Consider the following 25,747-nt stretch of genomic DNA (forward strand, 5'->3'; position numbering starts at 1 on the left):
ACGCCTAGTGCATGATTTGGTCGTGCATCAAGATGCACGCTACGCACGAAATCGTAAATTACGCATTCGAGGTTAATCATTCGTGCAATAGGTATAATAAAAAACCTGTGCTGAGTGTTTCTCAGTCACAGGTTTTTTTGATCGCGTTATGGCAATATTATTGTTTTATACCACCAAATGCACCGCGAGATTGATCCGCCTCATTGGTGAATAACCCACCCATTTCTTGAGCATTTTCACCGAAGAATCCACCTTGGGTTTTGATACCATTTACTTCACCGGCAAAGCTATTCGCGGTAATTTTACCACCAAAATGCATTTCCGGCACGGCATTGGTTTTCTTCATGATATTAATGTCAATGACTTTATTGGCAAAATCAGCGGTCGCTTTCATTTCAGTTCTCTCACTGAAATTTCTATCGCCATCTTTCTTATAAACAGCACCTCCTTTATATTCAGCGATACCTGCAGTCGGAATTTGCGCAACAACGGTCGGCAGACCTTGGGCAAAGAAGTATTGGTTGCCGGTTCGATTGTCAACATAGGTTCCGAATGCACTGGATTTAAAGTTATTATTACTTAAAATAGTTTGGCGTTCTTTTCGGAGATTATAGGGATCATCATAGGCTTCATAACTCTCTGGATCCATCTCTCCGGCTCTTCTTAGAATATTGATATCAACAATTTTGCCATTTTCATCAATGATGGCCAGATCACGGATATCTCTTGTTAAAAGACGGGCAGGGCTATTTTGTTTGCCGACTAACGTGCCGCCGGAAATTGTTTCCGTCATTTCACCACTAGCGCCACCAAAAATTTTATCACTGAGCGGAATACGTGATTTTTCATTAGCTTGTAACGTTTCTAATTGTTTTAAACGTTTTTCAGCCTCTTTCTGTGCTTCTTGAGCAGCATTTTTCTCTGATTCAGTTTTTTGGCTGTTAGCTTGTGCCGCTTTGGCAGCCTCTTCGGCTTTTTTTAATGCCTCTTGTGCAGCGTTTTTTTCAGCTTCAGTCTTTTGGCTATTAGCTTGTGCAGCTTTGGCTGCCTCTTCGGCTTTTTTCAATGCCTCTTGAGCGGCTTTTTTCTCAGCTTCAGTTTTTTGGGTGCTTGCTTGTGCAGCTTTAGCGGCCTCTTCGGCTTTTTTCAGTGCTTCTTGAGCAGCATTTTTCTCAGCTTCAGTCTTTTGATTATTGGCTAGTGCGGCTTTAGCGTCCTCTTCCGCTTTTTTCAGTGCTTCTTGAGCAGCATTTTTCTCTGTGTCAGGTTGTTGGCTTTGTGGTTTTTCTGTTTGAGTTGCCTCTTCAGCTTTTTTGTCTGACTCAGTTTGTTTTTGGCTATTCGCTTTTGCTGCTTCTTCCGCCTTTTTCACGGCAGCTTCCGCTTTTTTATTGGCTTCTGCAATTTTTTGGTTGAGTTCAATTTCGGTTTGACGAATTTGTTCAGAATTGTCTGTACCGCCTTTTGAACTGGAAGAACACGCACTTAATGCCATAATACAAGAGAGTGCAATGATTGAGGGTTGAAGTTTATTCATAGGAAAGTCCTTTAAATGAGTTTATAGATTAAATAGACAGCGATATAATCATATGAAAAATGAGAATAATTTGCAATAGTATTGTCAAATTTATCTGATTTTTGTAAACTTTCTCGCAGTATTACTTAATAAACTCTCAGGTGAATATATGCCTCTTAAATATCCTCTTTCCTTAGGTGCATTATGCGTGCTAGTAGCTTTGCAAGCATATGCAGGAGAACAAACCGAATTAGATACTATTACCGTTGATGGAAATGCGACTGAAGTCAAAGCGAATCAAATCAAAAAGACACGTAAAGTGATTCAAGAAGAGCTGATCGCGGATAATTATGACTTGGTGCGTTATGCCACCGATGTCGGCATTAGTGATAATGGTCGGCGTAATAAAGGCTTTGCGATGCGTGGCGTTGAAGGCAATCGCGTTGGTATTAGTATTGATGGGGTGAATTTACCTGATTCAGAAGAAAATTCACTTTATGCGCGTTATGGTAATTTTAATAGTTCACGTTTGAGTATCGATCCTGAATTGGTGCAAGGCATTGATATTATGCGTGGTGCGGATTCTTTCAATGCCGGAAGTGGTTCATTAGGCGGTTCAGTAAATTACCGCACTTTAGGGGCAGATGATATTATTCTGCCGGAACAAAAGTGGGGTGTATTGCTTAAAAATGGTTATGCCAGTAAAAATCGCGAATGGACAAACACATTAGGTGTTGCCTATAAAGATGATAAATTTGATGCAACATTACTTTATTCTTATCGTGATGGACACGAAATGAAAAGTCGTGGTAGTGGGGAAGATATTACAGGGAACGCGCGAGGTATTCCTGATCCTGCACATCATAAAAATCACAGTTATTTAGCAAAGATGGGGTATTTTATTACGCCGTCACATCGTGTGAGTGCGTCATTTAACGGTCAAAGTGCGGATAATTTTATTGATGAAAAATCTTATACGCTCAATCTCAGTTCTTGGCGTGAGTCTAAAGATATTGGAAAACGCTATAACGCCAATTTAGCCTATGAATATTTTCCGGAAAATAATCGTTGGTTAAGTTATTTAAGAACCGATTTAGATTGGCAAAAAACAGATATTGGTTCAAAAAACTATAAAGGCGGACGACGCTATAATTCTGATTTGACAAAACTTTTACCGCAAAAGCATTTATATGAAATTCAAGATACGCATATGAATACACGTTTTATGCGTGCCTCATTACGTGCTGAGCTTATGCCATGGGAAAGCCCTTGGGGAAGTCATCAATTCACATTAAGAAGTGGAATTTCGCAAAAAGATTTTGATAACCGTAACAACCATGAATATCCCAACGATAAAGACAGTAGTGCAAAAGATAGCGAATCTATTCAGCATCCGGTAAGAACACGTTCGTTTTTTGCTCAATTACAAGATAGCGTTACATGGAATGATATGTTCTCTAGTCAATTAGGCGTTCGTTATGACTGGGACGAATTAGTACCACAGGATTTAAAAGCCACTTGCCGTGCTTGTAGTCGTAAACCGGCTTCAAATACCTTTCAAAGTCTAAGTGGATCATTAGGGCTAGACGCACAACTTAATGATATTTGGAAAGTCGGTTATAACGTTTCCAGCGGTTTCCGTATTCCAACAGCATCTGAAATGTATTTTTCTTATGAACATCCTGCCGGTAACTGGATTCCGAATCCGGATTTAAAAGCTGAACAGGCATTAAATCAGTCTATTCACATTCAAGCGGCGCATCAATTAGGTCTCTTTGGGCTAAATGTTTATCATACCCGATATAAAAACTTCCTCACTGAACAGGAATCAACCTATAAAAAATGGAATAAATTTTATAATTCGCATAGTGCCAGCTATGGTCAGCAGCCTTATTACACCACCATTGCACAGCAAGCAGTCAATATTGATCGTGCGCGAATTTCCGGTTTGGAGTTCAACAGTAAAGTTAACTTAGATCAGGTGATTTCGACAATTCCACAAGTCTGGAAATTCCTTGCTAATCTTGGTTATGCCAAAGGAAAATTAAGTGGCACGGAAGCAAGTTTGCTGTCTATTCAGCCGATTAAAGTCATTTTAGGCGTTGGTTATGAAGATCCGAATGACCGTTGGGGCATTAATGCCAAAGCAAGCTATCTTGGGGCGAAAAAAGCCAAAGATGCGCAAGTTGTCCAATATACCTCAAATTTTGTGAGAGAGGTTAAAACCTATCCATATCTTAATGGTTCCGCCGTGTTATTCGATTTATATGGCTTTTATAAAGTCAATCGTCATGTCACATTACGAGCCGGGGTGTATAACATATTGAATCGTAAATATCACACATGGGATACTTTACGTGGAATTAATAAAGTGAGCACCACTGATTCGGTAGATAAAGAAGGAAAAGGGTTAGAACGTTTTTATGCACCGGGACGCAATGTTGCCGGTTCTATTGAAATTCGTTTCTAATTTATCAAGACTTAGTTCAAGTCATTCTAAACGAGAAAGCCCTGATATCTCAGGGCTTTTTTCTTAAAATAATTGTTTAATTTGTGCGGTGCCTAAATGTCCCGGCAATGTTTTTTGCAGTGTGAAATTGGCATCCAATACTAAACTGGACGGATAACCGCGCACTTTGCCGCGTTTAATGGTTTCGCCCTTTTCATCGAGCAACACAATGATGTTTTTGTAATCCAACCCTTTGTACCACTCAATGAAATCTTGGGTTTCCTTTTCGCCTTTGGCTCCCGGAGAAACGATCGTGATAACGTCAAAGTTTTTGCTTTGATCGGCACTCAGTTCGTTAATTTCCGCCAAACCGGCAAGACAAATCGGGCACCAAGACGCCCATGTTTTAACGTAAACCGGTTTGCCTTTGGTGGTAACTTGATCGAGTGTGACCACGTTATTATTTAAGTCCTTAAATTGAATGTCTTTCAATGTATTTTCTCCTTCGGCAAAGCTATTTACGCTGAATGCCATTAATAATAATGCAATGATTTTTTTCATAGTTAATACGTCCTTTTATCGTAAGTTATTGTAAGTTATTGGTAATGAGTAAAACGCCCATGACGATAATTAATAATCCGCCGACAATTTTAAATTTACCCAAGTGTTTATTCAGTGCTTTGCTGCGTTTGAGCAATTCTTGGGAAAACAAAGAGAACAGCACAAACGGGGTAGCCAAACCGAGTACATAAACTAACATCATTCCTGCACCGTATAATGCAGATCCTTCGTCACCGGAAAGTGCCAACACGGATGCTAAAATCGGACCGATACAAGGTGTCCAACCTAGACTAAATGTCAATCCGAGGAAAAAGGCTTCAAAGGAGGCACTTTTCCCTTCGGTTTTTACTTCCACCACTTTGGTTCTTTCTAAGAAATTCAACTTGATAATGCCTAATTGGTGAATCCCTAAAATAATGACGATAATACCGGCAACGATTCTGACGTTATCATTAAAGAACAAATTGCCTAGAAAACCGAAGCTAAATCCAAGGCTCACAAAGGTTAAGGATAAGCCTGCAATGAACAAAAAGGTGTTCAGAATCTTTCTGCCGCCTTTCGCCAAAATACCAAAATAAATAGGAATAATGGGGAAGATACAAGGCGACAAAAAGGAGGCAAGACCGGCAAGGAAAACCGTGCCGATTAATAACTGCTGATCAAACATCTTTTACTCCTTCACCGCATTAATCAGGTAGCCATAGTTTTCCTTTGCCATGTCTTCCAATGGAATGAATTTGATGGAGGCGCTGTTAATGCAATAGCGTAAACCGCCTTTATCTTTCGGGCCATCATCAAACACATGACCTAAATGGGCTTTTCCGCTACGGCTGATGACTTCCGTTCTGAGCATATTAAAGCTGTGATCGTCTTGATAAGTTACCACCTCTTTAGCAATCGGTTTGGTAAAACTCGGCCAACCACAGCCGGATTCAAATTTATCCTTAGAGGAGAACAACGGTTCGCCCGTGGTGACATCCACATAGATGCCCGGTTTGAAGTTATCCCAATACTCATTGCTGAAAGAATGTTCGGTATTTTTGTTTTGTGTCACGCTATATTGCAGCGGGGTTAATTTTGCTTTGAGCTCTGCATCGCTTGGTTTTGGATAGTCTTTTTCGTCAATAATGACGTTATTGGCTTGTTCCAAATCGATGTGGCAATAGCCATTCGGATTTTTCTTTAAATAATCCTGATGGTAGTCTTCCGCTAACACGTAATTGCGTAACGGTTCCACTTCAATTTGAATTTTGTTTTTGTATTTTTCTTGCAGTGTGGCAAGTTCTTTTTCAATCACAGCTTTATCCGCGACGTCTTGATAATAAATACCGGTGCGATATTGTCTGCCACGGTCATTACCTTGTTTGTTGACACTGGTCGGATCAATCACTTGAAAATAATATTTCAATAATTTATCTAACGAAATTTTATTGCGATCATAGGTCACTTTTACCGTTTCTGCGTGATCCGTAATACCGATCATTTGATAACTGGTTTTGTCACCTTTGCCGTTAGCATAGCCGGACACGGCATCTTCCACGCCATAAATGCGCTCCATATAAGCTTCAATGCCCCAAAAACAGCCACCGGCTAAATAAATTTCGTGGATATCTTTTGTTGCTTCGGACATGTTGCTTTTCTCCATGGTTGGTTGAACGTGATTTTCTGCCATAACACTTGTCGGGATTGCTGCACAGGATAAAAGTGCGGTCAATATCAGGACTAATTTTGATTTTTTCATAATAATTCCTTTATTACAGATGAAATAATGAAAATGGTACCCTTTCATTTATGTTAGACGGTGCGACTACAAATTACTTACATATTTTTTTCAAAAAAGACAGAAAGAGGAATGAGGCGAGGGGAGAAGGGCGCGGATGATCCCATGTCATACACGCGCGAAAAAGAGCTTAAAGCTGGTGATACACTTTCAATGCATACGCATCTGACATGCCGGCAATGTAATCGCAAATCACGCGTTTTTTACCGTTTTCTTCTGCATTCCGCCAGCGGTTGGCTGTATTGGTTGGGAGTAATCGTTGCGGATCCGAATCAAAAATTTGGAACAGCTCCGTCAAAATACGCTGACCTTTGTATTCTACACGTTGCGTTTCCACGTTATTGATCACGTATTTCTGGACAAAATTTTTGAATACTTTCAATACACCCACCACTTCCACCGGTAATTCGGCGTTATAACGCAACAGCGGATCGCTAAATTCAGGCTGAATTTTCCAACGCACATTGGTGATGAAATAATTTACTAACGCACCGATAGCGTTTTTGCGTAAGTAATGTTGATCGGAAAACAGTTTTGTACTGATATCTTCAATATGTTGTCGCATCCAATCTGATTGACAGTCTTTCAATGCATTCAAGGCCTCTTGCCATTGCTGCACATTGACCACACCGACGACGATAGCGTCCTCCAAATCATGAACGCCATAAGCGATGTCATCTGCCAGCTCCATAATGCTACAGTCGAGGGATTTAAAACGCGTCTTTAAAATCTCTTGCGGATTTGACCGCACTTTTTGGAGTGAACCGAATAACGCACGATCACTGTCAGAAAGCGGTTCGAGCAACCAGTTAAACATGTCAAGATCGTCACGGAATAATCCTTTCCCCGGTCGCCAGTCAGCGATTTTGACATAACGAGGATCACTGTGTTGGCTTTCAGCGAATTGATCATATTGCGCAGAAGAGACATCCAAAATGGTCGGGTATTTCACAATGCCAAGAAGGGTACGACGGGTTAAATTCATCCCCGCATTGGGCGTGTAAGGTTCAAGCTTGGTGAGCAACCGAAAAGTCTGCGCATTGCCTTCAAAACCGCCATTATTACGCATCATATAATTGAGTGCGACCTCGCCACCATGCCCAAAAGGCGGATGGCCGATGTCGTGCGCAAAACACAAACTTTCGATTAAATCATTGGTAGGCAACAAAGGGCTAAGTTGCTTTTGCAACTCGCTTTTATCCTGAGACAGTTGTTGTGCCAAGGTCGCAAAGGCTTCAGCAAATTTGAGTTGCGCCACAAGGCTGCTGCCGATTTGTGCCACTTCCAAAGAATGGGTTAATCGCGTGCGGTAAAAATCATTTTCGCCCACGGCATGAATTTGCGTTTTTGCCTGTAAACAACGAAAAGCAGCAGAATGGAGAATACGTCCGCGATCACGACGAAAAGGCGGACGGTGGTCTTTTTCCCGTGGTTTATCATCAATAAAACGTTGCTGCCAACGGGGATTAATTTGATTTTTCATGCTATACCAATGCGTAGATCAATTTGAAGACAAGAGGTGCTAAAATTGAGCTAATGATACCGCACAATACTAAAGAAATGGAACTGTAACTCCCTGCTTTTGCATTATTTTCCATGCAACTGACCGTGCCTAACGCATGAGAAACAGCCCCAACGGATAAACCGATCGCTTCTTGATTTTTTAAGCCGATTTTTTTTAAGAGTAAATAGCCGAAAATGGAGCCTTGCAAACCGGCAACGACGACCCCAACAGCTGCCACCGAAGGAATCCCGCCCAAATTTTCAGAGACTGCCATGGCAATCGGTGTAGTAATAGATTTCGGTAAAATGGTCGCCACAATATCCGGTTTCGCCCCCAGAAGTAATGCCAATACGGCGCCACTAAACATGGCTAGGAGAGATGCGGACACAGTGGTAATTAAAATAATCTGCCAGTGACGGCTGATTTGTCGAAGTTGCTCATATAACGGCACTGCTAATGCCACAATACTCACGCCCAATAAATTATTGAGCGGCGCATTACCGGCCATATAGGTGTCATAAGGCAGATGAAATGCCAGCAAGACAGCCACTAACATTAGCACGGTTAACACAAAGCTATTTAATACCACCGATTTCCAGCGTTGATTGATTTTCACCGCCAAAACAAAAGCAAGAATTGTCAATAATGTATAAGCATAAACAAGGTAAGACATCATTCCTCCTTCGCCCGTTTTTTCATGATTTTATGTTTGAGGTGTGTAAAGGATTTGAGGGAAAACAGATAGTCGGACAGTAAACCGATCACAACCAAGGTCACGCAAGTACTGACAATATTCGGCACTAATAATTCTTTCATTTGATCCATGAGCAAGCCGGAATATTTGACGATTCCCACACTGACCGGCACAAATAATAACGCCATATAACGAATTAAAAGACGGGAGGAAAACATCACCCATTCCACTTTGACGATACGTAACACCAAACAGGTAAACAGCAGCAATAATCCCCAAATACTCGATGGAATACCAATAGGTACGTAATGGGCGACTAAACCGCCAAGATAGAGCATAAGATAAAGAATGAGCAACGATCTTGCTAATTCAAACGCTTTCCGATACATAAACAAACTCAACTTTTTTTTAAACTTTAAAATAAAGATGTAAGGTCATTCTACGCCTATTTTAGTACTTAGGTTAGTACTTCGGGGGAATTTTTTATGACAAATTTTCTGCGTTTGTTAGATAGGCTCCTCAAAGCCTCATTTTATCGTTGATAAATTGCCTCACTATAACGATAATTGGCAAACTTCACCCACTTGTTTTATATCGTAAAATTTAGGATAAAAAATGTTTAACCTTATTATTGCTGTTCTTTGCAGCGTTGCGGTGTCTGTCTTACTAAAAGTCGCGCGCAAACGTCATATCGAGATTCAACAAGCCATTGCCTTTAACTATATTGTGGCGTTGTCACTGAGTTGGTTTTTATTGAAACCGGATTTCAAAGGGCTTGAATTTACTGACTTTATCGCACAAAGCGAAAATACGCCGATTTTCTTAGCATTGGGTATTTTATTACCAAGCGTGTTTATTATTATGTCCAAAGCCGTAGAATTCGCCGGCATTGTACGTTCTGATGCGGCACAACGCTTATCCTTATTTTTACCCATTCTCGCTGCGTTTTTAATTTTCCACGAAACCCTAAGCCAATCAAAAGTCGTTGGTATTGTGTTGGCATTTGTCGGGTTGTTTTGCCTTTTAAGTAAACCGAATCAACAAAGTGCGGTCGCTTTTCGAGGTGTTTTGGGCTTAGTCGGTGTATGGTTTGGCTATGGCATCATCGATATTTTGTTTAAACAAGTCGCAAAAAGTGGGGGAGCATTCCCAACGACGTTATTCATTGCGTTTTCCTTGGCAGCCTGCATTATGTTCATTTACTTGTTATTCAAACGAACTCAATGGAATGTCGCCAGTGTTGTGGGCGGCATTATTTTAGGGGTACTGAATTTCTTCAATATTCTATTTTATATTAAAGCTCACCAGAGTTTTGGCTCGAATCCGACATTGGTTTTTGCCGGCATGAACATTGGGGTGATTTGTTTAGGTACGATTACCGGCGCATTAATTTTTAAAGAAAAAATCAGTAAAATTAACTGGTTAGGCATTGTATTCAGCTTGTGTGCAATTTTCTGTTTGTATTATCTCGATAAAATCTTGGCTTAAATTTGAGAAAAATAATGGCAAAAAACGATTTCAGCTTTTTCATTTATGACTATGAAAGTTTTGGTGTCAATCCGGCAACCGATCGCCCGGCGCAATTTGGCGGTATTCGTACAGATGCGGATTTTAATATTATCGGCGAGCCCGTTGTGTTGTATTGCAAGCAAACTAACGATTATTTGCCTGCTCCGGAGGCTGTGTTAGTGACAGGCATTACACCACAGGAGTGTAATGAAAAAGGCCTGCCGGAACCGGATTTTGCCGCTCGAATTTTACAGGAATTCATCCAACCAAATACCTGTGTTATGGGCTTTAATAATATTCGTTATGACGATGAAATGACACGCTATACCTTTTATCGTAATTTTATTGATCCTTATGAATATAGCTGGAAAAACGGTAATTCCCGTTGGGATTTGTTGGATTTAGTGCGTGCGTGTTATGCCTTGCGTCCTGATGGCATTGAATGGCCTTTAGATGATGAAGGTATGCCGAGTTTTCGTTTAGAAAATTTGACAAAAGCCAATGGAGTAGAGCATACCAATGCGCATGATGCCATGTCTGATGTATATGCTACTATCGAAATGGCAAAATTAATTAAGCAAAAACAGCCAAAGTTATTTCACTATTTCTTTGAAAATCGTGGAAAAAAAGAGATTGAAAAACTCATTAATACCGCAGAAATGACACCGTTAGTGCATGTGTCGGGGATGTTAGGCAATTATCGTGGAAATACGACATTAATTGCGCCTTTAGCATGGCATCCAACGAATAAAAATGCGGTGATTGCGTGCGATTTAACCGCCAATATTGATGATCTGCTAACAAAATCGGCAGAGGAGTTGCGTGAAAATCTTTATACGAAGAAAGAAACATTGTTAGAGGCTGGCGTGCTTCCTGTTCCGTTAAAGCTCATTCATATTAATAAATGTCCTATTGTAGCACCGGAAAAAACCTTATTACCGCAAAACGCTGAACGTTTAGGGATTGATCGAGAGTTGTGTGCGCAAAATCAACAGCGTTTGTTGGCATCTAAGGATGTTCGTCAGAAAGTCATGGATATTTTTCAACAAGAACGTGAGTTTGAAGCCTCTGATAATGTTGAAACTGCACTTTATCATGGCTTTTTTAGTGATGCAGATAAAAACAATATGGCGATTTTACGCACTTTGGAGCCCGAAAAGCTTGCTGAACATAATCTGAGTTTTCAAGATCCAAGAATCCCTCAATTGTTATTTCATTATCGTGCCAGACATTTTTATCGCACCTTAAACCGTTCTGAACAAATTAAATGGCAAAAATATCGCCGGAAAAAATTAGAGGCTGAAATTTTGCGATTTGAGCAAAGCCTTCAAGCATTAGCCGCACAACATGCAAACAATGAAGAGAAGCTGATATTATTACAAAAAGTTTATGAATATGGCAGTAAACTCATTGGTTAGAAAGTGCGGTTAAATTTTTTAATGTTTTTTCAATAGAAGAAAAGAGACAACGTCACTAATTATTTAAAACACATCACGGAAAATGGTGTGTTTTTTTATAGCCAGCCAAAGTCTAGCTATAAAAACGATACGCTATGCGTAAATAGCTAAGCGATGAACAGAAAAAAATCCTCGCTATATAATGAACAAAAGGCTGACAACCAAAATTCAACATATAGGACGATTATCTAACCCCTCGTAGCGTGCAACTTGTTGCACGAATAATTAACCCCGATGTGTAATTCGTGATTTCGTTCGTAGCGTGCATCTTGATGCACGACCAAATACGCACAGAACGTTATTTAACGCTTTCAGGCATTCATGATTTCGTGCAACAAGTTGCACGCTACGATTCACTAAAATAGTGATATGAAAATAAATACGGTGACCAGTTTTCACAAGTCCCTTGAGGAACTTGCGAAGTATAGGTCCTTATAAGAGCCTAAAAAACCGCACGTTTTATGTATGGATTGTTATTTGTCTAATTTTTAAAAACTCAAGATAGGAGAGGGAAATCGTTAAAAACACTTCAGATTTAACGTAGCGTTACCAATATATATGGCATCATTTTCTAAATATCAATACCAATAAAAGAAAAACGATAGCAGATTCATTTTGGATGCGCTTTAGCACATTTTTAAACATATTAATCCATATCCATAATCCCTTTGCAATTCATTTACATATTAATCCATCAGTCTATAACTTTAGTTTTCTATTTGTTACATACCTTATCAATCCTAGATTTCATCATGCTTAACTAGTAAGAGTGACTTGTGTATAACTCTGTGATCTTCTTAATCCTTAGCTTTCGCTCACCTTATAACTAATTTCGCATAATGTATATTATGTTAAATATAATATTATCAAAGTCACAATTTAACTTCACCACTCTTATTACCGTGTAACATTATCGCGTCGAGATTTTTGAGATTTTGAATCGTTAAACATCGTTAGACGTTAAAATCTATTTTCAGGAAGGAAGAATTGAATGAGATATGCATACAATCAATATAGATGTTTACCATCTTCTTTTTATCGAAATACATAATCTGTCAATCTGATTGCAATTGAGAATTCATTTCAAGAAAAATATCTAAATGAGAATAGTTGTTGTTATAAATACATTTAAAATTAATAAGTTATCCCGTATAAATGAAAAAATAGCTTGACGATTATCAATTAGGTGGATAGAATGCGCCCAGCAAATTAAGTTGTATTGTGATTGTCTTATAAATCATTAAGGAAAGGAGTTAGTTATGCTTAGCAAAGCAATTACGACCAAATTAAATGAACAAATTAACCTTGAATTTTATTCATCAAATGTTTATTTACAAATGAGCGCATGGTGTGATAACCATGGTTATGAAGGTGCGGCAGCATTTTTACTTCGTCATGCTGATGAAGAACTAGAACATATGCAAAAGCTATTTACTTATGTCAGTGAAACCAGCGGAATGCCTTTATTAGGTAAAATTGATGCACCTAAACACGATTATACTTCATTAAAAGAAGTTTTTGAGACAACGCTTGAGCACGAAAAACTTGTGACCTCAAAAATTAATGAGTTAGTTGAGAGTACTTTTGCAGAAAAGGATTACTCTACTTTTAACTTCTTACAATGGTATGTGGCTGAACAGCATGAAGAAGAAAAATTATTTAGCACTATTGTTGATAAATTCAAACTTCTTGGTGAAAGCGGCACCGCACTTTACTACATTGATCGTGAATTAAAAACGTTATAAGAATTTAGGAGAAATAAAATGTTATCAAATAATGTAATTAAGCTATTAAACGACCAAATGAATTTGGAATTTTATTCTTCAAATTTATATTTACAAATGAGTGCATGGTGTGAACAACAAGGTTTTGAAGGCGCGGCTAAATTTTTATCTGCGCATGCAGCCGAAGAAATGCAACATATGCGCAAATTATTTACCTATTTAAATGAAACAGGTGCGTTGGCAGTGATTACTCAAATTGATGAGCCACCACATCAATTTAAATCATTAAAAGAAGTTCTTGAATTAACGTATCAACATGAAAAATTAATTACCAGTAAGATCAATGAGTTGGTCGGTAGAACTTTTGAAGAGAAAGACTACTCTGCATTCAACTTCTTACAATGGTATGTTGCAGAACAACATGAAGAAGAAAAATTATTCAGTCGTATTTTGGATAAATTAAATCTTCTTGGTGAAGATGGTAAAGGCTTGTTCCTTGTTGATAAAGATTTAGCGGAATTAGCAACAGCAAGCAACTAATCTTTCTAAAACAAAAAAGGCTAGGTTTTACAACTTAGCCTTTTTTATCATATCTCATCCGATAAATGCTAAATTATCAGATGAAATTTACTCCACGCAATTATTTCTTCCGCTCTACCCACTTGCCATCCACAAAATCAACAATCCATTTGGTGGCTTTGCCATTTTTTTCAGAGGTAACATATTGACGTTTTTCTTTACGGCTAAAACGAATAATTGCTTCGTTGCCTTCCGGATCGAATTGTGGTGCATCGGCTAAGTAACGCAATTTTTCCGGTAAACGCTCACGATACAACGCCAATTCTGCCACTTTCGGAGCGCGAGTTTCGCGAGATTTTGGGAAATTATGTGCAGACATAAATACACCGCTGGCACCATCACGGAGTACAAAATACGCATCGGATTTTTCACATTTTAATTCCGGGAAATGAATCGGATCTTCTTTTGGTGGCGCAACTTCACCATTTTTCAAAATCTTACGAGTGTTATCACATTGCGTACAAGCCATGTATTTACCAAAACGACCGAGTTTTAGATGCATATCACTGCCGCATTTATCACATTCAACAACTGGGCCATCATAACCTTTGATTTTGAATTTACCTTCTTCAATTAAATAACCGTCACAATTCGGATTATTACCACAAATATGCAATTTACGATGTGGATCAAGAATATAGCTATCCATTGCTGTACCACATTTCGGGCAACGCTTACGCTCCATTAATGCTTTGGTTTCGGACGCTTCATCTAACACGTTTAATAATTCGGCTTCCGGAATCAAGTTAATGGTGGTTTTACAACGTTCCTTTGGCGGTAAGGCATATCCGGTACAACCTAAAAACACACCGGTACTGGCGGTTCGAATTGCCATATTACGGCCACAAGTCGGACAAACAATATCGGTTTCGACCAAATTATTCGGGCGCATTCCGCCTTCTAATTCATCTAATTCTGCCTTTGTTAACTGCGTAGAAAAATCTTTGAAGAATTGGTTTAATTCCGTTTTCCAGTCTTTTGTACCGGAAGCAATTTGGTCTAATATATCTTCCATATTGGCAGTGAAATCGTAACTCATTAAATCAGCAAAAGACTGATTTAAGCGATCGGTCACAATTTCCCCCATTTTTTCTGCATAAAAACGGCGATTTTCTGTACGCACGTAACCGCGTTCTTGAATCGTAGAAATAATGGCCGCATAAGTCGAAGGTCGGCCAATCCCCCGTTTTTCCAGCTCTTTTACTAATGCAGCTTCAGAAAAACGAGCCGGTGGTTTTGTGAAATACTGTTGAGGTTCCACACTTAACAAATTCAGTGTGGTATTTACGTCCACATCAGGCAAAGCCTGATCTTCCGCTGATTTTCCGGATTGTGGCAATACCTTCGTCCAACCATCAAAGCGTAAAATACGCCCTTTGGCCGTTAAGGTGTAATCCCCTGCTCTGACTGTTAAGGTAGTGCTGTCATATTGAGCCGGCGGCATTTGGCAGGCTACAAACTGGCGCCAAATTAAATCATATAAACGCACAGCATCTTTTTCCATCCCCACTAAATCATTCGAACCAATTTGAATATCTGATGGACGAATCGCCTCGTGGGCTTCTTGTGCGTTTTCTTTGCTGGAATAGAAATTTGGCTTGGTCGGCAAATAAGGTACACCATAATGTTTTTCGATATAACTGCGCACCATATTTAACGCATCTTGACTCAGATTAGTGGAGTCCGTACGCATATAAGTAATATAACCGGCTTCATATAAACGCTGTGCCAACATCATGGTTTTCTTCACACCAAAACCTAAACGGGTGCTGGCTGTTTGTTGTAATGTTGAGGTAATAAACGGTGCGCGCGCTTTAGAACTGGTCGGTTTCGTTTCTAAATCAGAAATGACATAATCAGATTTAGCTAAAAAATCCACCGCACTTTGTGCCTGTTCCGCATTTTTCGGCTCAAATTTTTTACCTTTAAACTGCACCACATCCAAACGAATCTGTTCATGTTTTGCGGTGTCGGTTAACACAGAAACTTCCCAATATTCTTGCGGCACAAACGCCTTAATCTCACGCTCACGTTCTACAATCAATTTCACAGCGACCGATTGCACACGGCCCGCAGATAACCCACGCGCCACTTTTTTCCAAAGCAACGGTGACACCATAAAACCGACGACACGATCTAAGAAACGGCGTGTTTGCTGCGCATTCACCCGATCCATGTTCAAATGTTCAGGATGTTCAAAGGCTTGTTTAATGGCATTTTTCGTAATTTCATTAAAGACGACACGGCTATAGCGTTCATCATCCCCGCCAATCACCTCGCGTAAATGCCAAGCAATGGCCTCTCCTTCTCTATCCAAGTCGGTGGCGAGATAAATATGATCAGCTTTTTTGGCGAGAGATTTCAGTTCAGCAACGACTTTTTCTTTACCGGGTAAAATCTGATAGTTGGCTTTCCAACCGTGATATGGGTCGATCCCCATGCGTTTGACTAAAGCATCTTGTTCTTTTTGTTGTTTTATCGCTTGCTTTTCTTCCGCGCTGAGTCCTTTGGTGGAAATAGGTTTGGCTTTCTCTCCGGTTGCGGAACCCACCGTGGGCAAATCACGAATATGGCCCACGCTGGATTTCACTACATAATTGTTTCCTAAATATTTATTAATGGTTTTCGCCTTCGCAGGCGACTCCACAATAACCAAGGATTTTGTCATTATTATTACCTAATTTCGATTAACTTGTATAAAATTGCCCGCTATATTGCTAACTATCTTCAAGTAGGTCAACTACTTTTTTCCAAAAGGCATCAGAAATGGATAAACTCAACGCAATTTCAATTTTTTGCAAAGTGATTGAAACTCAAAGTTTTACCAAAGCGGCCGCATTGCAAAATATCTCGGTTACCATGGCAAGCAAACTGGTTTCTCAATTAGAAGAACAGTTAAAAACACGTTTGTTACAACGAACCACCCGTAAGATTGTGCCAACGGAGGCCGGCAGCCTCTATTATCAACATTGTCAGCCCATTTTATTGGAATTGGAGGAAGCCGAATCCAGCATCAGCAATCTTACCACCTCTCTGCAAGGGAATTTAACCGTTTCTATCCCACGGGATTTTGGTTTGCGATTTATTACGCCGAATTTAGCGAGTTTTGTTAAAACCCATCCGAATTTACACATGGAAATTGAGTTTAACGATCGTATGATTGATTTGGTCAGCGAAGGATTTGATTTAGCGTTGCGTATTGGTTATCTGCAAGACAGTTCCTTGGTGGCAAAGAAAATTGCGACCTCCTCAATGCACTTCGTCGCTTCACCGGAATATTTAGCCACGCATGGCACACCACAAACACCGGAAGAATTAGAACATCACGACTGCCTTTTATACAAAGCCACAGGCAACCAAATTTATTGGGAATTTAACAAACACAATAAAATTCAGCGTATTAAAATGCGTTCTAAACTGGTGTGTAATAATGGCTTAACCCTTGCTTCATTGTGTGTTGATGGTGTTGGCATTATTAACACACCACGCTTCTTTGTGGAGGAAGAATTGGCTTCAGGAAAATTGGTGGAAATTTTAGCGGATTACCGACAACAAGAGTTGGATTTACATATTGTTTATCCACACCGCCGTCATTTGTCAGCGAAAGTCAAAGCCTTCATTGATTTTATTACTCGGCTGGATTTATGTAAGACAAAACCGTAAAAGTGCGGTCGTTTTTAAGTGGATTTTCGTTTTACGTGACCTTGCAATTAAGCAAGGTCATTTTTTATGTCTAAAACAAAAGGAATATGCTCCGGCAACGGTGCGAGTTTGCCCAATTCCACCCACGCACAAGGAAAATGAAAATCAGACCCCATAGAGCCGGCGAGTTGATGTTCTTCCGCGAGTTTTACCAATAATTGATACTGGTCGCGGCTTTGTCCGCAACCGGAAATTTCAATGGCATCGCCGCCCCAGGCTTTAAAACTCTCCGTTAGTTTTCGTACCCATTTCATAGTCATGGTATAACGCAACGGATGGGCAAACACGGCTACCCCACCGGCTTGATGAATAATGTCGATGGTTGTTGGAATATCAACCCACTGCGGCTTGACATAAGCTGATTTACCCTGCCCCAAATAACGTTTAAAGGCTTGACCATCATTAGAGACTTTACCGATTTGCACTAAATGGCGGGCATAATGGGCTCGGGTCACTTCGCCATTGCCGGCTAATTTTTTTGCCTCTACGTAAGCATTCTCTACACCAATTTTTTCTAACTTTGCCCCGATTTCCTGCGCTCGACTATCCCGCAAATTCGCTTGTTCAGTCAAAAGTGCGGTCATTTTTTCATGTGAAAGATCGAACCCTAATCCCACAATATGAATAGAATGACCTTCCCAAAGGGTCGATAACTCTACCCCATTAATGAGCTGAATGCCTAACGCCTCAGCCTGTTTACGGGCTTCAGGTACGCCGGCTACCGTATCATGATCGGTCAATGCCAGTACATTCACGCCTTTTTCATGAGCACGCAAAACTACCTCTGTCGGCGATAGTATCCCATCGGAAGCTGTGCTATGGCAATGTAGATCATATTTGAGCATGTTTTTCCTTATTTAATCGCTTGAACCAACTCTTTCACTAATTTCGGGCCGTGATAAATCAACCCGGAATACACTTGCAAAAGCTCGGCGCCGGCTTGGATTTTTTCTTGAGCATTTTGCACACCATCAATGCCACCGCTGCCAATAATCGGGATTTGGCCTTTGAGTTCTTGGTGTAATCGTTTAATGATTTCCGTACTTTTATGTTGCAAGGGCTTCCCGCTTAATCCGCCCTGCTGTTCAGCATTTTGGAGGTTTGTGACGTTGTCTCGAGAAATGGTTGTATTAGTGGCAATCACGCCATCCATTTTATGACGCAGCAAGGTATCGGCAATTTGAATTAGCTCGCTTTCCGTCAAATCCGGGGCGATTTTTACCGCAATCGGCACATATTTGCCGTGCTGTGAAGCCAGTTCTTGTTGACGGGATTTAATACTTCTCAACAAATCATCAAAATAATCACCATATTGTAACTGACGTAAATCCGGCGTATTAGGCGAAGAAATATTCACGGTGATATAACCGGCATAGTTATAGGCTTTATTCAAACAAATCAGATAATCATCTTTCCCTTGTTCTAAAGGCGTCAGTTTATTTTTACCGATATTAATCCCTAGCACGCCGTCATAGTGGGATTTTTTGACATTTTCAATCAGCTGATCGATTCCATAATTATTGAAACCGTTTCGATTAATAATGCCTTCGGCCTCAATCAAACGAAATTGGCGGGGTTTGGCATTGCCCTCTTGCGCCAATGGCGTTACGGTGCCCACTTCAATAAAACCAAATCCCATGGCACCAAACCCATCAATTGCTTCCGCGTTTTTATCTGCGCCCGCTGCCAGACCAATAGGATTTTTAAATTCAATGCCCATGACGGTTTTCGGCATGCCTTGTGGGCAATTTAGAAGTTGTTTTAAGAGAAAATGAAATGGTAGGTATGCCGCTAAGCCAAGGGCTTTTATCACTAAATTATGGGCATCTTCAGGATCAAGGGCAAAAATCCCTTTACGAATGAAAGAATACATACTCGTTTATCTCTCCGGAGAGTTAACTGTGAAAGGAATAGAAAAAGTGCGGTTAAATTTAACCGCACTTTTCGTGTTTACTGTAACGCTTTTTCGATTTTCTCAAACAAATCGCGAGATAAATCTTCTGTCTCACTAATGCGTTCTAGCGCACGTTTCATCAAGGTTTGGCGTTGCGCATCATAACGTGCAAAACGAATTAACGGCTCAATTAACCGAGAAGCCACTTGCGGGTTGCTTTTGTTCAGTTTAATTAAAATATCCGTTAAGAAACGGTAGCCTGAACCGTCAATGGCATGGAACGCTTTTAGATTCTGCCCCGCAAAGGCACCAATGAGAGAACGCACACGGTTCGGGTTATTAAAATTAAAGCTTGGATGATCCATCAACTGCATCACGTTTTGTAATACATTTTCTTCCGGACGCGTCGCTTGTAAAGCAAACCATTTGTCCATCACTAAACCGTCATGCTGCCATTTTTGCTCAAAATCTGCTAATAACCCATCTCGACAAGCCAATTTCGCTTGTGTCGCAGAAGTTAAGGCGGCGAGTGTGTCGGTCATGTTATTGGAATAGGTGTAATGTTTGTTCACCAGATTATTGCCAATATTGGTATAGGCTAAATAGCTTAAGCAGACATTACGTAGTTTGCGTAAAGCAATGTCTTCCCGATTGATTTTGTATTCATCCAAACGAATGGCGTTGTAAGTTCTTAACAATACCTCTTGTAAGCTGTCTGCAATTGCGACAGCCATAAACTCCCTGGCAGCGCTGATGGCATCCGGATCAATGGTTTTAAATAATTCCGCAAACTCTGTCGCTTTCGGCAACGTGAGAATCAAACTGGTTAACTCAATATCTTTTTGATAATTATCTAAAACTTGATAAAACACGGCTGCCGTTTCCGCCGATAATTCTAGCGGTTGGCCTTGTTGATAGTGAGAGACGTTACGTCGTAACTCAGAAGCCAGTAACATTTGCGCTGCATCCCAACGAATAAAACCATTTTCAGCACATTTTAGCAAGGTAATCAGTTGTGAAGAGGAATAATCATAATCCAATTTCACCGGTGCAGAGAAATCGCATAACAAGGCTGGAATCGGCTTAGTGTAAAGATTATGAAATTCAAAGGTTTGGTCTTTTTGAGTAATGTTTAACACATTATCCACAACACCATTGGCATCATAAAGGGTTTGTGTCGCACCTTTTTCATCATACAACGCAATTTTCAACGGAATGTGTAAATTCACTTTTTCCATTTGATCTGCCGTTGGTGGCGTTAATTGAGAAACCTGCAATTGATAAACGTGATTTTTTTCATCGTAACGATCACTGATAGTTAACTCCGGTGTGCCTGATTGACTGTACCAGCGGCGGAACTGGGCTAAATCCAAATTATTGGCGCGCTCCATGGCAGACACAAAGTCTTCACAGGTTGCCGCTTTGCCATCGTTTTCCGCAATATATAACTTCATGCCCTTTTGAAAGCCTTCTTCGCCCAATAAGGTATGCAACATACGAATCACTTCCGCGCCTTTTTCATACACGGTAACCGTATAGAAGTTATTCATTTCAATCACTTTTTCCGGGCGAATCGGGTGTGCCATCGGTCCTGCGTCTTCAGCAAATTGTACGGTACGCAAAAACTTCACGTTATTAATGCGATTTACCGGGCGAGAACCGGTGTCAGAGGAAAATTCCTGATCACGGAAGACCGTTAAACCTTCTTTTAGACTCAATTGAAACCAATCACGGCAAGTGACTCGATTCCCCGTCCAGTTGTGGAAATATTCGTGCGCAATTACACTTTCAATGGCTAAATAGTCGTCATCTGTTGCCGTTTGTGGATTTGCCAACACATATTTGTCGTTAAAAATATTGAGCCCTTTATTTTCCATGGCACCCATGTTGAAGAAGTCCACCGCAACAATCATGTAAATGTCGAGGTCATATTCTAAATCAAAACGTTCTTCATCCCATTTCATGGCACGTTTTAAACTTTGCATTGCCCAATCTGCGCGATCTAAATTGCCACGATTCACATACAATTCCAATGCGACTTCACGGCCCGTTTTAGTAATGAATTGATCTTTCAAAACATCAAAATCGCCTGCCACTAACGCAAATAAATAGCTTGGTTTCGGGAACGGATCATGCCATTCAACCCAATGGCGACCATCCTCTAAATCGCCGCTGTTAATGCGATTGCCGTTAGAAAGTAAAAATGGGTATTTCGCTTTATCGGCGGTAATTTTCGTAGTGTAACGTGCTAAGACATCCGGTCGATCTAGCATGTAGGTAATTTGACGAAAGCCCTCCGCTTCACATTGTGTACAAAAAGCGTCACCGGATTGATACAAACCTTGTAGTGATGTATTGGCTGCTGGATTTAAAATCGTCGTGATTTCTAGTTCAAACTGATTTGCATCGATTTGCTCAAGATTTAGCGTCAAACTTTCCGGATCTTGTTGATATTGTGTAAAAGGTGTTCCATTTAATTTAATGGAAGAAAATTGAAAATCCTGTCCATCTAGGCGCAAGGTAGTGCTGTTTGGATTAAGACGTTGATATTGGCTTGTGGCAACCACCACGGTCTTTTCCGGTTCTAATTGAAAATCGAGATGGATATCGGTTACCGTGAAATCGGGGGTTTGATAATCTTTTCTATATTTGGCTTTAGCGAGCATAAAACAACCTAATTCTAAGGGCTAAAAAGTGCCGTTAAGGATATGATTTTTAGCATTAAGTTGCAAATGGATTTTCTTTGGCAAAGTTATCGCAAACGTTTGCGCATTATGCTATTCTAGCGCCGTTTTTTATCTCCAAGAATGAGGCAAAAATGTCTTTAACATCTCCTAAAATTGCCATTGTGATGGGGTCCAAAAGTGATTGGGCAACCATGCAAGAAGCTACGCAAATCCTCGATCAATTACATGTTCCTTATCACGTCGAAATTGTTTCGGCACATCGTACGCCTGACAAACTCTTCCAGTTTGCCGAAAACGCACAACAAAACGGTTATGAAGTGATTATTGCCGGCGCCGGCGGTGCAGCACATTTGCCGGGCATGATTGCTGCCAAAACCATCGTACCCGTGCTTGGCGTACCGGTGAAAAGCTCAATTTTAAGTGGTGTCGATAGCCTCTATTCCATTGTGCAAATGCCCAAAGGGATTCCTGTCGGCACCTTAGCCATCGGGCCGGCCGGTGCGGCAAACGCAGGCTTATTAGCTGCACAAATTTTGGCGATGAATAATGTAGAATTAGCGCAACGCTTGCATCAGTTCAGACAGGCACAAACACAAAGCGTATTGGACAATCCGGATCCTCGAATTTAAAAACAGCTAAAATTTCCACCGCACTTTAAACAGACAAATATTAAAAGTGCGGTCATTTTTTCCCGTGTTTTTTAATGAATCACTGAAGATAACGCAAGCATGAACGTTTGTGCATCCCTAAAAATCAATGAGAAAACTATGCAAAAATCAGCCCTCTACACAACCATTTATGTTCTTGGCAATGGACAACTCGGCAGAATGTTACGCTATGCCGGTGCGCCTTTAGATATTCACGTTCAACCGCTGCCTTTTGATGCGCCGGTGTTTGAGTTGTCACCGAATGACATTATTACCGCAGAAATCGAACGCTGGGAAAAAACACCTCTGACCACGCTCCTCGGCAATCACGCCAATTTCGTCAATCAAAAAGTCTTCGCACAATTAGCTGATCGCTTAAGCCAAAAATCCTTATTAGATAAATTACATCTTCCAACCTCGCCTTGGTGTCTATTGAAAGAACCATCACAATGGGACGAAGTATTTCAAGATATCGGTGAGAAAGTCGTTGTTAAACGCCGTATGGGCGGTTATGACGGTCGTGGGCAGTGGATTGTGTCTGATGAAAACAAAGCACAAATTACTGAAGACTTGTTTGGGGAAACCATTGCTGAAAAATTCATTCCCTTTGATTACGAAGTGTCTCTCGTGGGCGCCCGTTTCCGTAACGGCGAGACTCGTTTTTATCCGGTCACTCACAATTTACAGCAAAATGGCATATTACGTTACAGTGTCATGGATGCCACTTTCCCACAACAAAGCGCACAGCAACAGCAAGCTGAAATGATGTTAAGCAAAATCATGAATGAACTGAATTATGTGGGCGTGATGGCAATGGAATGTTTTGTGGTGGGCGATCAGCTTTTAATTAATGAGCTTGCACCACGCGTACACAACAGCGGACACTGGACACAACTTGGCTGCGCTGTGAGTCAATTTGAATTGCATTTACGCGCATTATTGGATTTGCCTACGCCGCAATTAAAGGTCTCTGCGCCAAGCGTGATGATCAATTTGATTGGTACTGAGCACAACCCGCAATGGTTAAACACCGCCTTTGCACAATTACACTGGTATGGCAAAGAAGTTCGCCCGGGGCGTAAAGTGGGACACATTAACCTTTCCCATCCGGATAAACAGGTGATTATCACGCAATTGGACAAATTAGCAGCGGAATTGCCGGAAGATTATCAATCCGGTTTGCAATGGACAAAAAATAAGTTGATATAGTTAACATATTTGAAACATATTGCTTGTCAAAAAGAACACCGAGCAGTATAACTAAAACAATTTTCACCCACCATCCGAGGATAACACTATGTTTGAAAAGATTACTCCCGCACCGGCGGATCCAATTTTAGGTTTAGGCGAAGCATTTAAATCCGAAACCCGCAGTAACAAGATTAATTTAGGCATCGGTGTCTATAAAGACGCCAAAGGCAATACCCCGATTGTTAAAGCGGTAAAAGAAGCAGAAAGACGTTTATTAGAACAAGAAAATACCAAAAACTATTTGCCGATTGATGGTGTTGCTGATTTTAACGCACGTACCAAAGAATTATTATTCGGTGCGAATTCCGATATCGTAAAAAATAACCGTGCCAGAACCGCTCAAAGTTTAGGTGGCACCGGCGCGCTCCGCATTGCTGCAGAGTTCGTTAAACGCCAAACTAACAGCCAAAATGTGTGGATCAGCACGCCAACCTGGCCAAACCACAATGCAATTTTCAAAGCGGTAGGCATCAACATTCGCGAATACCGTTACTACGATGCCGAACGTAAAGCCTTAGACTGGGACAACTTGATTGCCGATTTAAGCCAAGCCGGCGAAGGCGATGTGGTTTTACTTCACGGTTGCTGCCACAACCCGACCGGTATCGACCCGACACCGGAGCAATGGGACAAACTGGCTGAAATGTCTGCACAAAAAGGCTGGTTGCCATTATTCGACTTCGCTTACCAAGGCTTTGCTCATGGCTTAGAAGAAGATGCTTACGGTTTACGCGCCTTTGCTAAAAACCACAAAGAACTTTTAGTGGCAAGCTCTTTCTCTAAAAACTTCGGTTTATATAACGAGCGTGTTGGTGCATTCACTGTCGTGGCAGAAAATTCGGATATTGCGGCGACAGCATTAACTCAAGTGAAAGTCATTATCCGTACCCTCTACTCCAACCCGTCTTCTCACGGGGCAAATACCGTTGCATTGGTATTAAATGATGCAAAATTACGCCAAGACTGGGAAAACGAGCTTACCGAAATGCGCGACCGCATCAAAAAAATGCGCCACCGTTTTGTTGAGTTGCTTAAAGAATACGGTGCGCAGCAAGACTTTAGCTTCATCATCAACCAAAACGGTATGTTCTCTTTCAGTGGCTTGACCGCAGAACAAGTTGACCGCTTGAAAGAAGAATTTGCCATTTATGCCGTGCGCTCAGGCCGTATCAACGTTGCCGGTATTACCGAAGACAATATTCGTTACCTCTGCGAAAGCATTGTCAAAGTGTTGTAATTTTTAACCGCACTTTAAAAAGAAAACGGCATCGAAATAGATGCCGTTTTTTGTTAAGGTTACGAGCCTTGGATAAATCCAACCCTTGAAATAGGCGCTTACCAAGGGTTAGAATAAATTACGCAGATAAGATCTTATCTGCTGCGATTTTGGCTAAAAAACTGCTACGGTTTTTATATTCACGGTGCGTTGAAACAAAATCATCAATACGCTTAATTAAATAAGCCGGCATTGTGATGTTGATTTTTTCAGACTTACCCAACAAATGCGTAATATCCACATCAACCACACCAAAAAACATACCGTAATTAGTAAAATCAGGGTTGTTACGATGATTTTCCATTGATGTTGGTAAAGGCACTTCCTCGCCCATTTCAACCAATAATTCTAAATGCCCGGCAATGGCTTCTTTTGCATTGGCGTAAGCTTCTTCAAGCGTATCACCGGCAGAAAAACAGCCAGGAATATCCGGCACGATCACACCAAATGCGTGAGTTTCGTCACCTGGCTCAATTGCGATTGGATATAACATAATCTTTCCTCTTTGTTTTAATAA

Annotated in this window: 21 protein-coding genes; 9 read left to right on the plus strand and 12 right to left on the minus strand. The window is 40.7% G+C overall.

The features are described 5' to 3' along the window. Positions 1-157: 157 nt before the first annotated feature. Positions 158-1,372 carry a transferrin-binding protein-like solute binding protein gene (locus tag Q0203_RS02790; protein WP_297929360.1) on the minus strand — a complete coding sequence of 405 codons (1,215 nt, stop codon included), beginning with the start codon at positions 1,370-1,372 and terminating at the stop codon, positions 158-160. A gap of 313 nt (positions 1,373-1,685) precedes the next feature. On the opposite strand from Q0203_RS02790, the gene Q0203_RS02795 reads away from it, so the two are divergent. Next, complete coding sequence (locus Q0203_RS02795; protein WP_297929362.1) at positions 1,686-3,986, plus strand: TonB-dependent hemoglobin/transferrin/lactoferrin family receptor; 2,301 nt, start codon at positions 1,686-1,688, stop codon at positions 3,984-3,986. A 63-nt stretch (positions 3,987-4,049) separates the two neighbouring features. Here Q0203_RS02795 and Q0203_RS02800 read toward each other — a convergent pair whose 3' ends face one another. From Q0203_RS02800 to Q0203_RS02825, 6 genes are all read right to left on the minus strand, one after another. After that, positions 4,050-4,526 (minus strand): redoxin family protein, encoded by a 477-nt coding sequence (locus tag Q0203_RS02800; protein WP_297929364.1) that lies wholly within the window; start codon positions 4,524-4,526, stop codon positions 4,050-4,052. 25 nt (positions 4,527-4,551) lie between these two features. Next, positions 4,552-5,193, minus strand: coding sequence for a cytochrome c biogenesis protein CcdA (locus Q0203_RS02805; protein WP_297929366.1), 642 nt, complete (start codon positions 5,191-5,193; stop codon positions 4,552-4,554). Between the two features lie 3 nt (positions 5,194-5,196). After that, entirely contained in the window at positions 5,197-6,267 is a 1,071-nt protein-coding gene (msrB, locus tag Q0203_RS02810; protein WP_297929368.1) for a peptide-methionine (R)-S-oxide reductase MsrB, read from the minus strand. Between the two features lie 169 nt (positions 6,268-6,436). Next, positions 6,437-7,789, minus strand: coding sequence for an anti-phage deoxyguanosine triphosphatase (locus Q0203_RS02815; RefSeq protein WP_297929370.1), 1,353 nt, complete (start codon positions 7,787-7,789; stop codon positions 6,437-6,439). Between the two features lies 1 nt (position 7,790). Next, the gene (locus tag Q0203_RS02820; protein ID WP_297929372.1) at positions 7,791-8,486 is read right to left on the minus strand and encodes a CidB/LrgB family autolysis modulator; all 696 of its coding nucleotides are present in this window, start codon (positions 8,484-8,486) and stop codon (positions 7,791-7,793) included. Continuing rightward, positions 8,483-8,893, minus strand: coding sequence for a CidA/LrgA family protein (locus Q0203_RS02825; RefSeq protein ID WP_295974176.1), 411 nt, complete (start codon positions 8,891-8,893; stop codon positions 8,483-8,485). The genes Q0203_RS02820 and Q0203_RS02825 overlap by 4 nt, the downstream gene beginning before the upstream one ends. Positions 8,894-9,119: 226 nt before the next feature. Between Q0203_RS02825 and Q0203_RS02830 the strand changes: the two genes are divergently transcribed. The 4 genes from Q0203_RS02830 to ftnA (Q0203_RS02845) all read left to right on the plus strand — a co-directional run bounded on the left by Q0203_RS02830 (position 9,120) and on the right by ftnA (Q0203_RS02845) (position 13,734). Further along, positions 9,120-9,992 (plus strand): DMT family transporter, encoded by an 873-nt coding sequence (locus Q0203_RS02830; RefSeq protein ID WP_297929374.1) that lies wholly within the window; start codon positions 9,120-9,122, stop codon positions 9,990-9,992. A gap of 14 nt (positions 9,993-10,006) precedes the next feature. Then, positions 10,007-11,431: an exodeoxyribonuclease I gene (gene sbcB / locus Q0203_RS02835; protein ID WP_297929376.1), complete on the plus strand. Its 1,425-nt coding sequence runs from the start codon at positions 10,007-10,009 to the stop codon at positions 11,429-11,431. 1,298 nt (positions 11,432-12,729) lie between these two features. After that, positions 12,730-13,215, plus strand: coding sequence for a non-heme ferritin (gene ftnA, locus Q0203_RS02840; protein ID WP_297929378.1), 486 nt, complete (start codon positions 12,730-12,732; stop codon positions 13,213-13,215). Positions 13,216-13,233: 18 nt separating this feature from the next. After that, positions 13,234-13,734: a non-heme ferritin gene (ftnA, locus tag Q0203_RS02845; RefSeq protein WP_297929380.1), complete on the plus strand. Its 501-nt coding sequence runs from the start codon at positions 13,234-13,236 to the stop codon at positions 13,732-13,734. A 100-nt stretch (positions 13,735-13,834) separates the two neighbouring features. Here the strand turns inward: ftnA (Q0203_RS02845) and topA are convergent, their stop codons facing one another. Beyond that, the gene (topA, locus tag Q0203_RS02850; protein ID WP_297929381.1) at positions 13,835-16,441 is read right to left on the minus strand and encodes a type I DNA topoisomerase; all 2,607 of its coding nucleotides are present in this window, start codon (positions 16,439-16,441) and stop codon (positions 13,835-13,837) included. 98 nt (positions 16,442-16,539) lie between these two features. On the opposite strand from topA, the gene Q0203_RS02855 reads away from it, so the two are divergent. Beyond that, positions 16,540-17,436, plus strand: coding sequence for a LysR substrate-binding domain-containing protein (locus tag Q0203_RS02855; RefSeq protein WP_297929382.1), 897 nt, complete (start codon positions 16,540-16,542; stop codon positions 17,434-17,436). Between the two features lie 47 nt (positions 17,437-17,483). Here Q0203_RS02855 and Q0203_RS02860 read toward each other — a convergent pair whose 3' ends face one another. The 3 genes from Q0203_RS02860 to pepN form a co-directional block, all read right to left on the minus strand. Further along, entirely contained in the window at positions 17,484-18,320 is an 837-nt protein-coding gene (locus Q0203_RS02860; protein ID WP_297929384.1) for a PHP domain-containing protein, read from the minus strand. 8 nt (positions 18,321-18,328) lie between these two features. Continuing rightward, entirely contained in the window at positions 18,329-19,348 is a 1,020-nt protein-coding gene (pyrD, locus tag Q0203_RS02865; RefSeq protein ID WP_297929386.1) for a quinone-dependent dihydroorotate dehydrogenase, read from the minus strand. Between the two features lie 77 nt (positions 19,349-19,425). Further along, positions 19,426-22,035, minus strand: a complete 2,610-nt coding sequence (pepN, locus tag Q0203_RS02870; RefSeq protein ID WP_297929388.1) for an aminopeptidase N — start codon at positions 22,033-22,035, stop codon at positions 19,426-19,428. Between the two features lie 152 nt (positions 22,036-22,187). Here pepN and purE point away from each other — a divergent pair, with 152 nt between their 5' ends. The 3 genes from purE (at position 22,188) to Q0203_RS02885 (ending at position 25,191) form a co-directional block, all read left to right on the plus strand. Then, a complete protein-coding gene (gene purE / locus Q0203_RS02875; protein WP_297929390.1) occupies positions 22,188-22,685 on the plus strand; it encodes a 5-(carboxyamino)imidazole ribonucleotide mutase in 498 nt (165 codons plus the stop codon). Positions 22,686-22,823: 138 nt separating this feature from the next. Beyond that, a complete protein-coding gene (gene purK / locus Q0203_RS02880; RefSeq protein ID WP_297929392.1) occupies positions 22,824-23,912 on the plus strand; it encodes a 5-(carboxyamino)imidazole ribonucleotide synthase in 1,089 nt (362 codons plus the stop codon). 88 nt (positions 23,913-24,000) lie between these two features. After that, positions 24,001-25,191: an amino acid aminotransferase gene (locus Q0203_RS02885; protein ID WP_297929394.1), complete on the plus strand. Its 1,191-nt coding sequence runs from the start codon at positions 24,001-24,003 to the stop codon at positions 25,189-25,191. 118 nt (positions 25,192-25,309) lie between these two features. Here Q0203_RS02885 and Q0203_RS02890 read toward each other — a convergent pair whose 3' ends face one another. Next, on the minus strand, positions 25,310-25,723 hold the full coding sequence (locus tag Q0203_RS02890; protein ID WP_111277557.1) for a type II toxin-antitoxin system HicB family antitoxin: 414 nt from the start codon (positions 25,721-25,723) through the stop codon (positions 25,310-25,312). Between the last annotated feature and the right edge of the window lie 24 nt (positions 25,724-25,747).

Source organism: uncultured Aggregatibacter sp. (assembly GCF_938046485.1).
In the GTDB taxonomy this organism is placed as follows: Bacteria; Pseudomonadota; Gammaproteobacteria; order Enterobacterales; family Pasteurellaceae; genus Aggregatibacter.

Excerpts from the sequence above, each read along its gene's own strand:
- Q0203_RS02805 (WP_297929366.1), bottom strand. The coding sequence starts at position 5,193 with ATGTTTGATCAGCAGTTATTAATCGGCACGGTTTTCCTTGCCGGTCTT.
- ftnA (WP_297929380.1), top strand. The coding sequence starts at position 13,234 with ATGTTATCAAATAATGTAATTAAGCTATTAAACGACCAAATGAATTTG.
- topA (WP_297929381.1), bottom strand. The coding sequence starts at position 16,441 with ATGACAAAATCCTTGGTTATTGTGGAGTCGCCTGCGAAGGCGAAAACC.
- ftnA (WP_297929378.1), top strand. The coding sequence starts at position 12,730 with ATGCTTAGCAAAGCAATTACGACCAAATTAAATGAACAAATTAACCTT.
- Q0203_RS02855 (WP_297929382.1), top strand. The coding sequence starts at position 16,540 with ATGGATAAACTCAACGCAATTTCAATTTTTTGCAAAGTGATTGAAACT.
- msrB (WP_297929368.1), bottom strand. The coding sequence starts at position 6,267 with ATGAAAAAATCAAAATTAGTCCTGATATTGACCGCACTTTTATCCTGT.
- Q0203_RS02890 (WP_111277557.1), bottom strand. The coding sequence starts at position 25,723 with ATGTTATATCCAATCGCAATTGAGCCAGGTGACGAAACTCACGCATTT.
- pepN (WP_297929388.1), bottom strand. The coding sequence starts at position 22,035 with ATGCTCGCTAAAGCCAAATATAGAAAAGATTATCAAACCCCCGATTTC.
- Q0203_RS02800 (WP_297929364.1), bottom strand. The coding sequence starts at position 4,526 with ATGAAAAAAATCATTGCATTATTATTAATGGCATTCAGCGTAAATAGC.
- purK (WP_297929392.1), top strand. The coding sequence starts at position 22,824 with ATGCAAAAATCAGCCCTCTACACAACCATTTATGTTCTTGGCAATGGA.
- Q0203_RS02830 (WP_297929374.1), top strand. The coding sequence starts at position 9,120 with ATGTTTAACCTTATTATTGCTGTTCTTTGCAGCGTTGCGGTGTCTGTC.
- pyrD (WP_297929386.1), bottom strand. The coding sequence starts at position 19,348 with ATGTATTCTTTCATTCGTAAAGGGATTTTTGCCCTTGATCCTGAAGAT.
- Q0203_RS02815 (WP_297929370.1), bottom strand. The coding sequence starts at position 7,789 with ATGAAAAATCAAATTAATCCCCGTTGGCAGCAACGTTTTATTGATGAT.
- sbcB (WP_297929376.1), top strand. The coding sequence starts at position 10,007 with ATGGCAAAAAACGATTTCAGCTTTTTCATTTATGACTATGAAAGTTTT.
- Q0203_RS02820 (WP_297929372.1), bottom strand. The coding sequence starts at position 8,486 with ATGATGTCTTACCTTGTTTATGCTTATACATTATTGACAATTCTTGCT.
- Q0203_RS02885 (WP_297929394.1), top strand. The coding sequence starts at position 24,001 with ATGTTTGAAAAGATTACTCCCGCACCGGCGGATCCAATTTTAGGTTTA.
- Q0203_RS02860 (WP_297929384.1), bottom strand. The coding sequence starts at position 18,320 with ATGCTCAAATATGATCTACATTGCCATAGCACAGCTTCCGATGGGATA.
- purE (WP_297929390.1), top strand. The coding sequence starts at position 22,188 with ATGTCTTTAACATCTCCTAAAATTGCCATTGTGATGGGGTCCAAAAGT.
- Q0203_RS02795 (WP_297929362.1), top strand. The coding sequence starts at position 1,686 with ATGCCTCTTAAATATCCTCTTTCCTTAGGTGCATTATGCGTGCTAGTA.
- Q0203_RS02825 (WP_295974176.1), bottom strand. The coding sequence starts at position 8,893 with ATGTATCGGAAAGCGTTTGAATTAGCAAGATCGTTGCTCATTCTTTAT.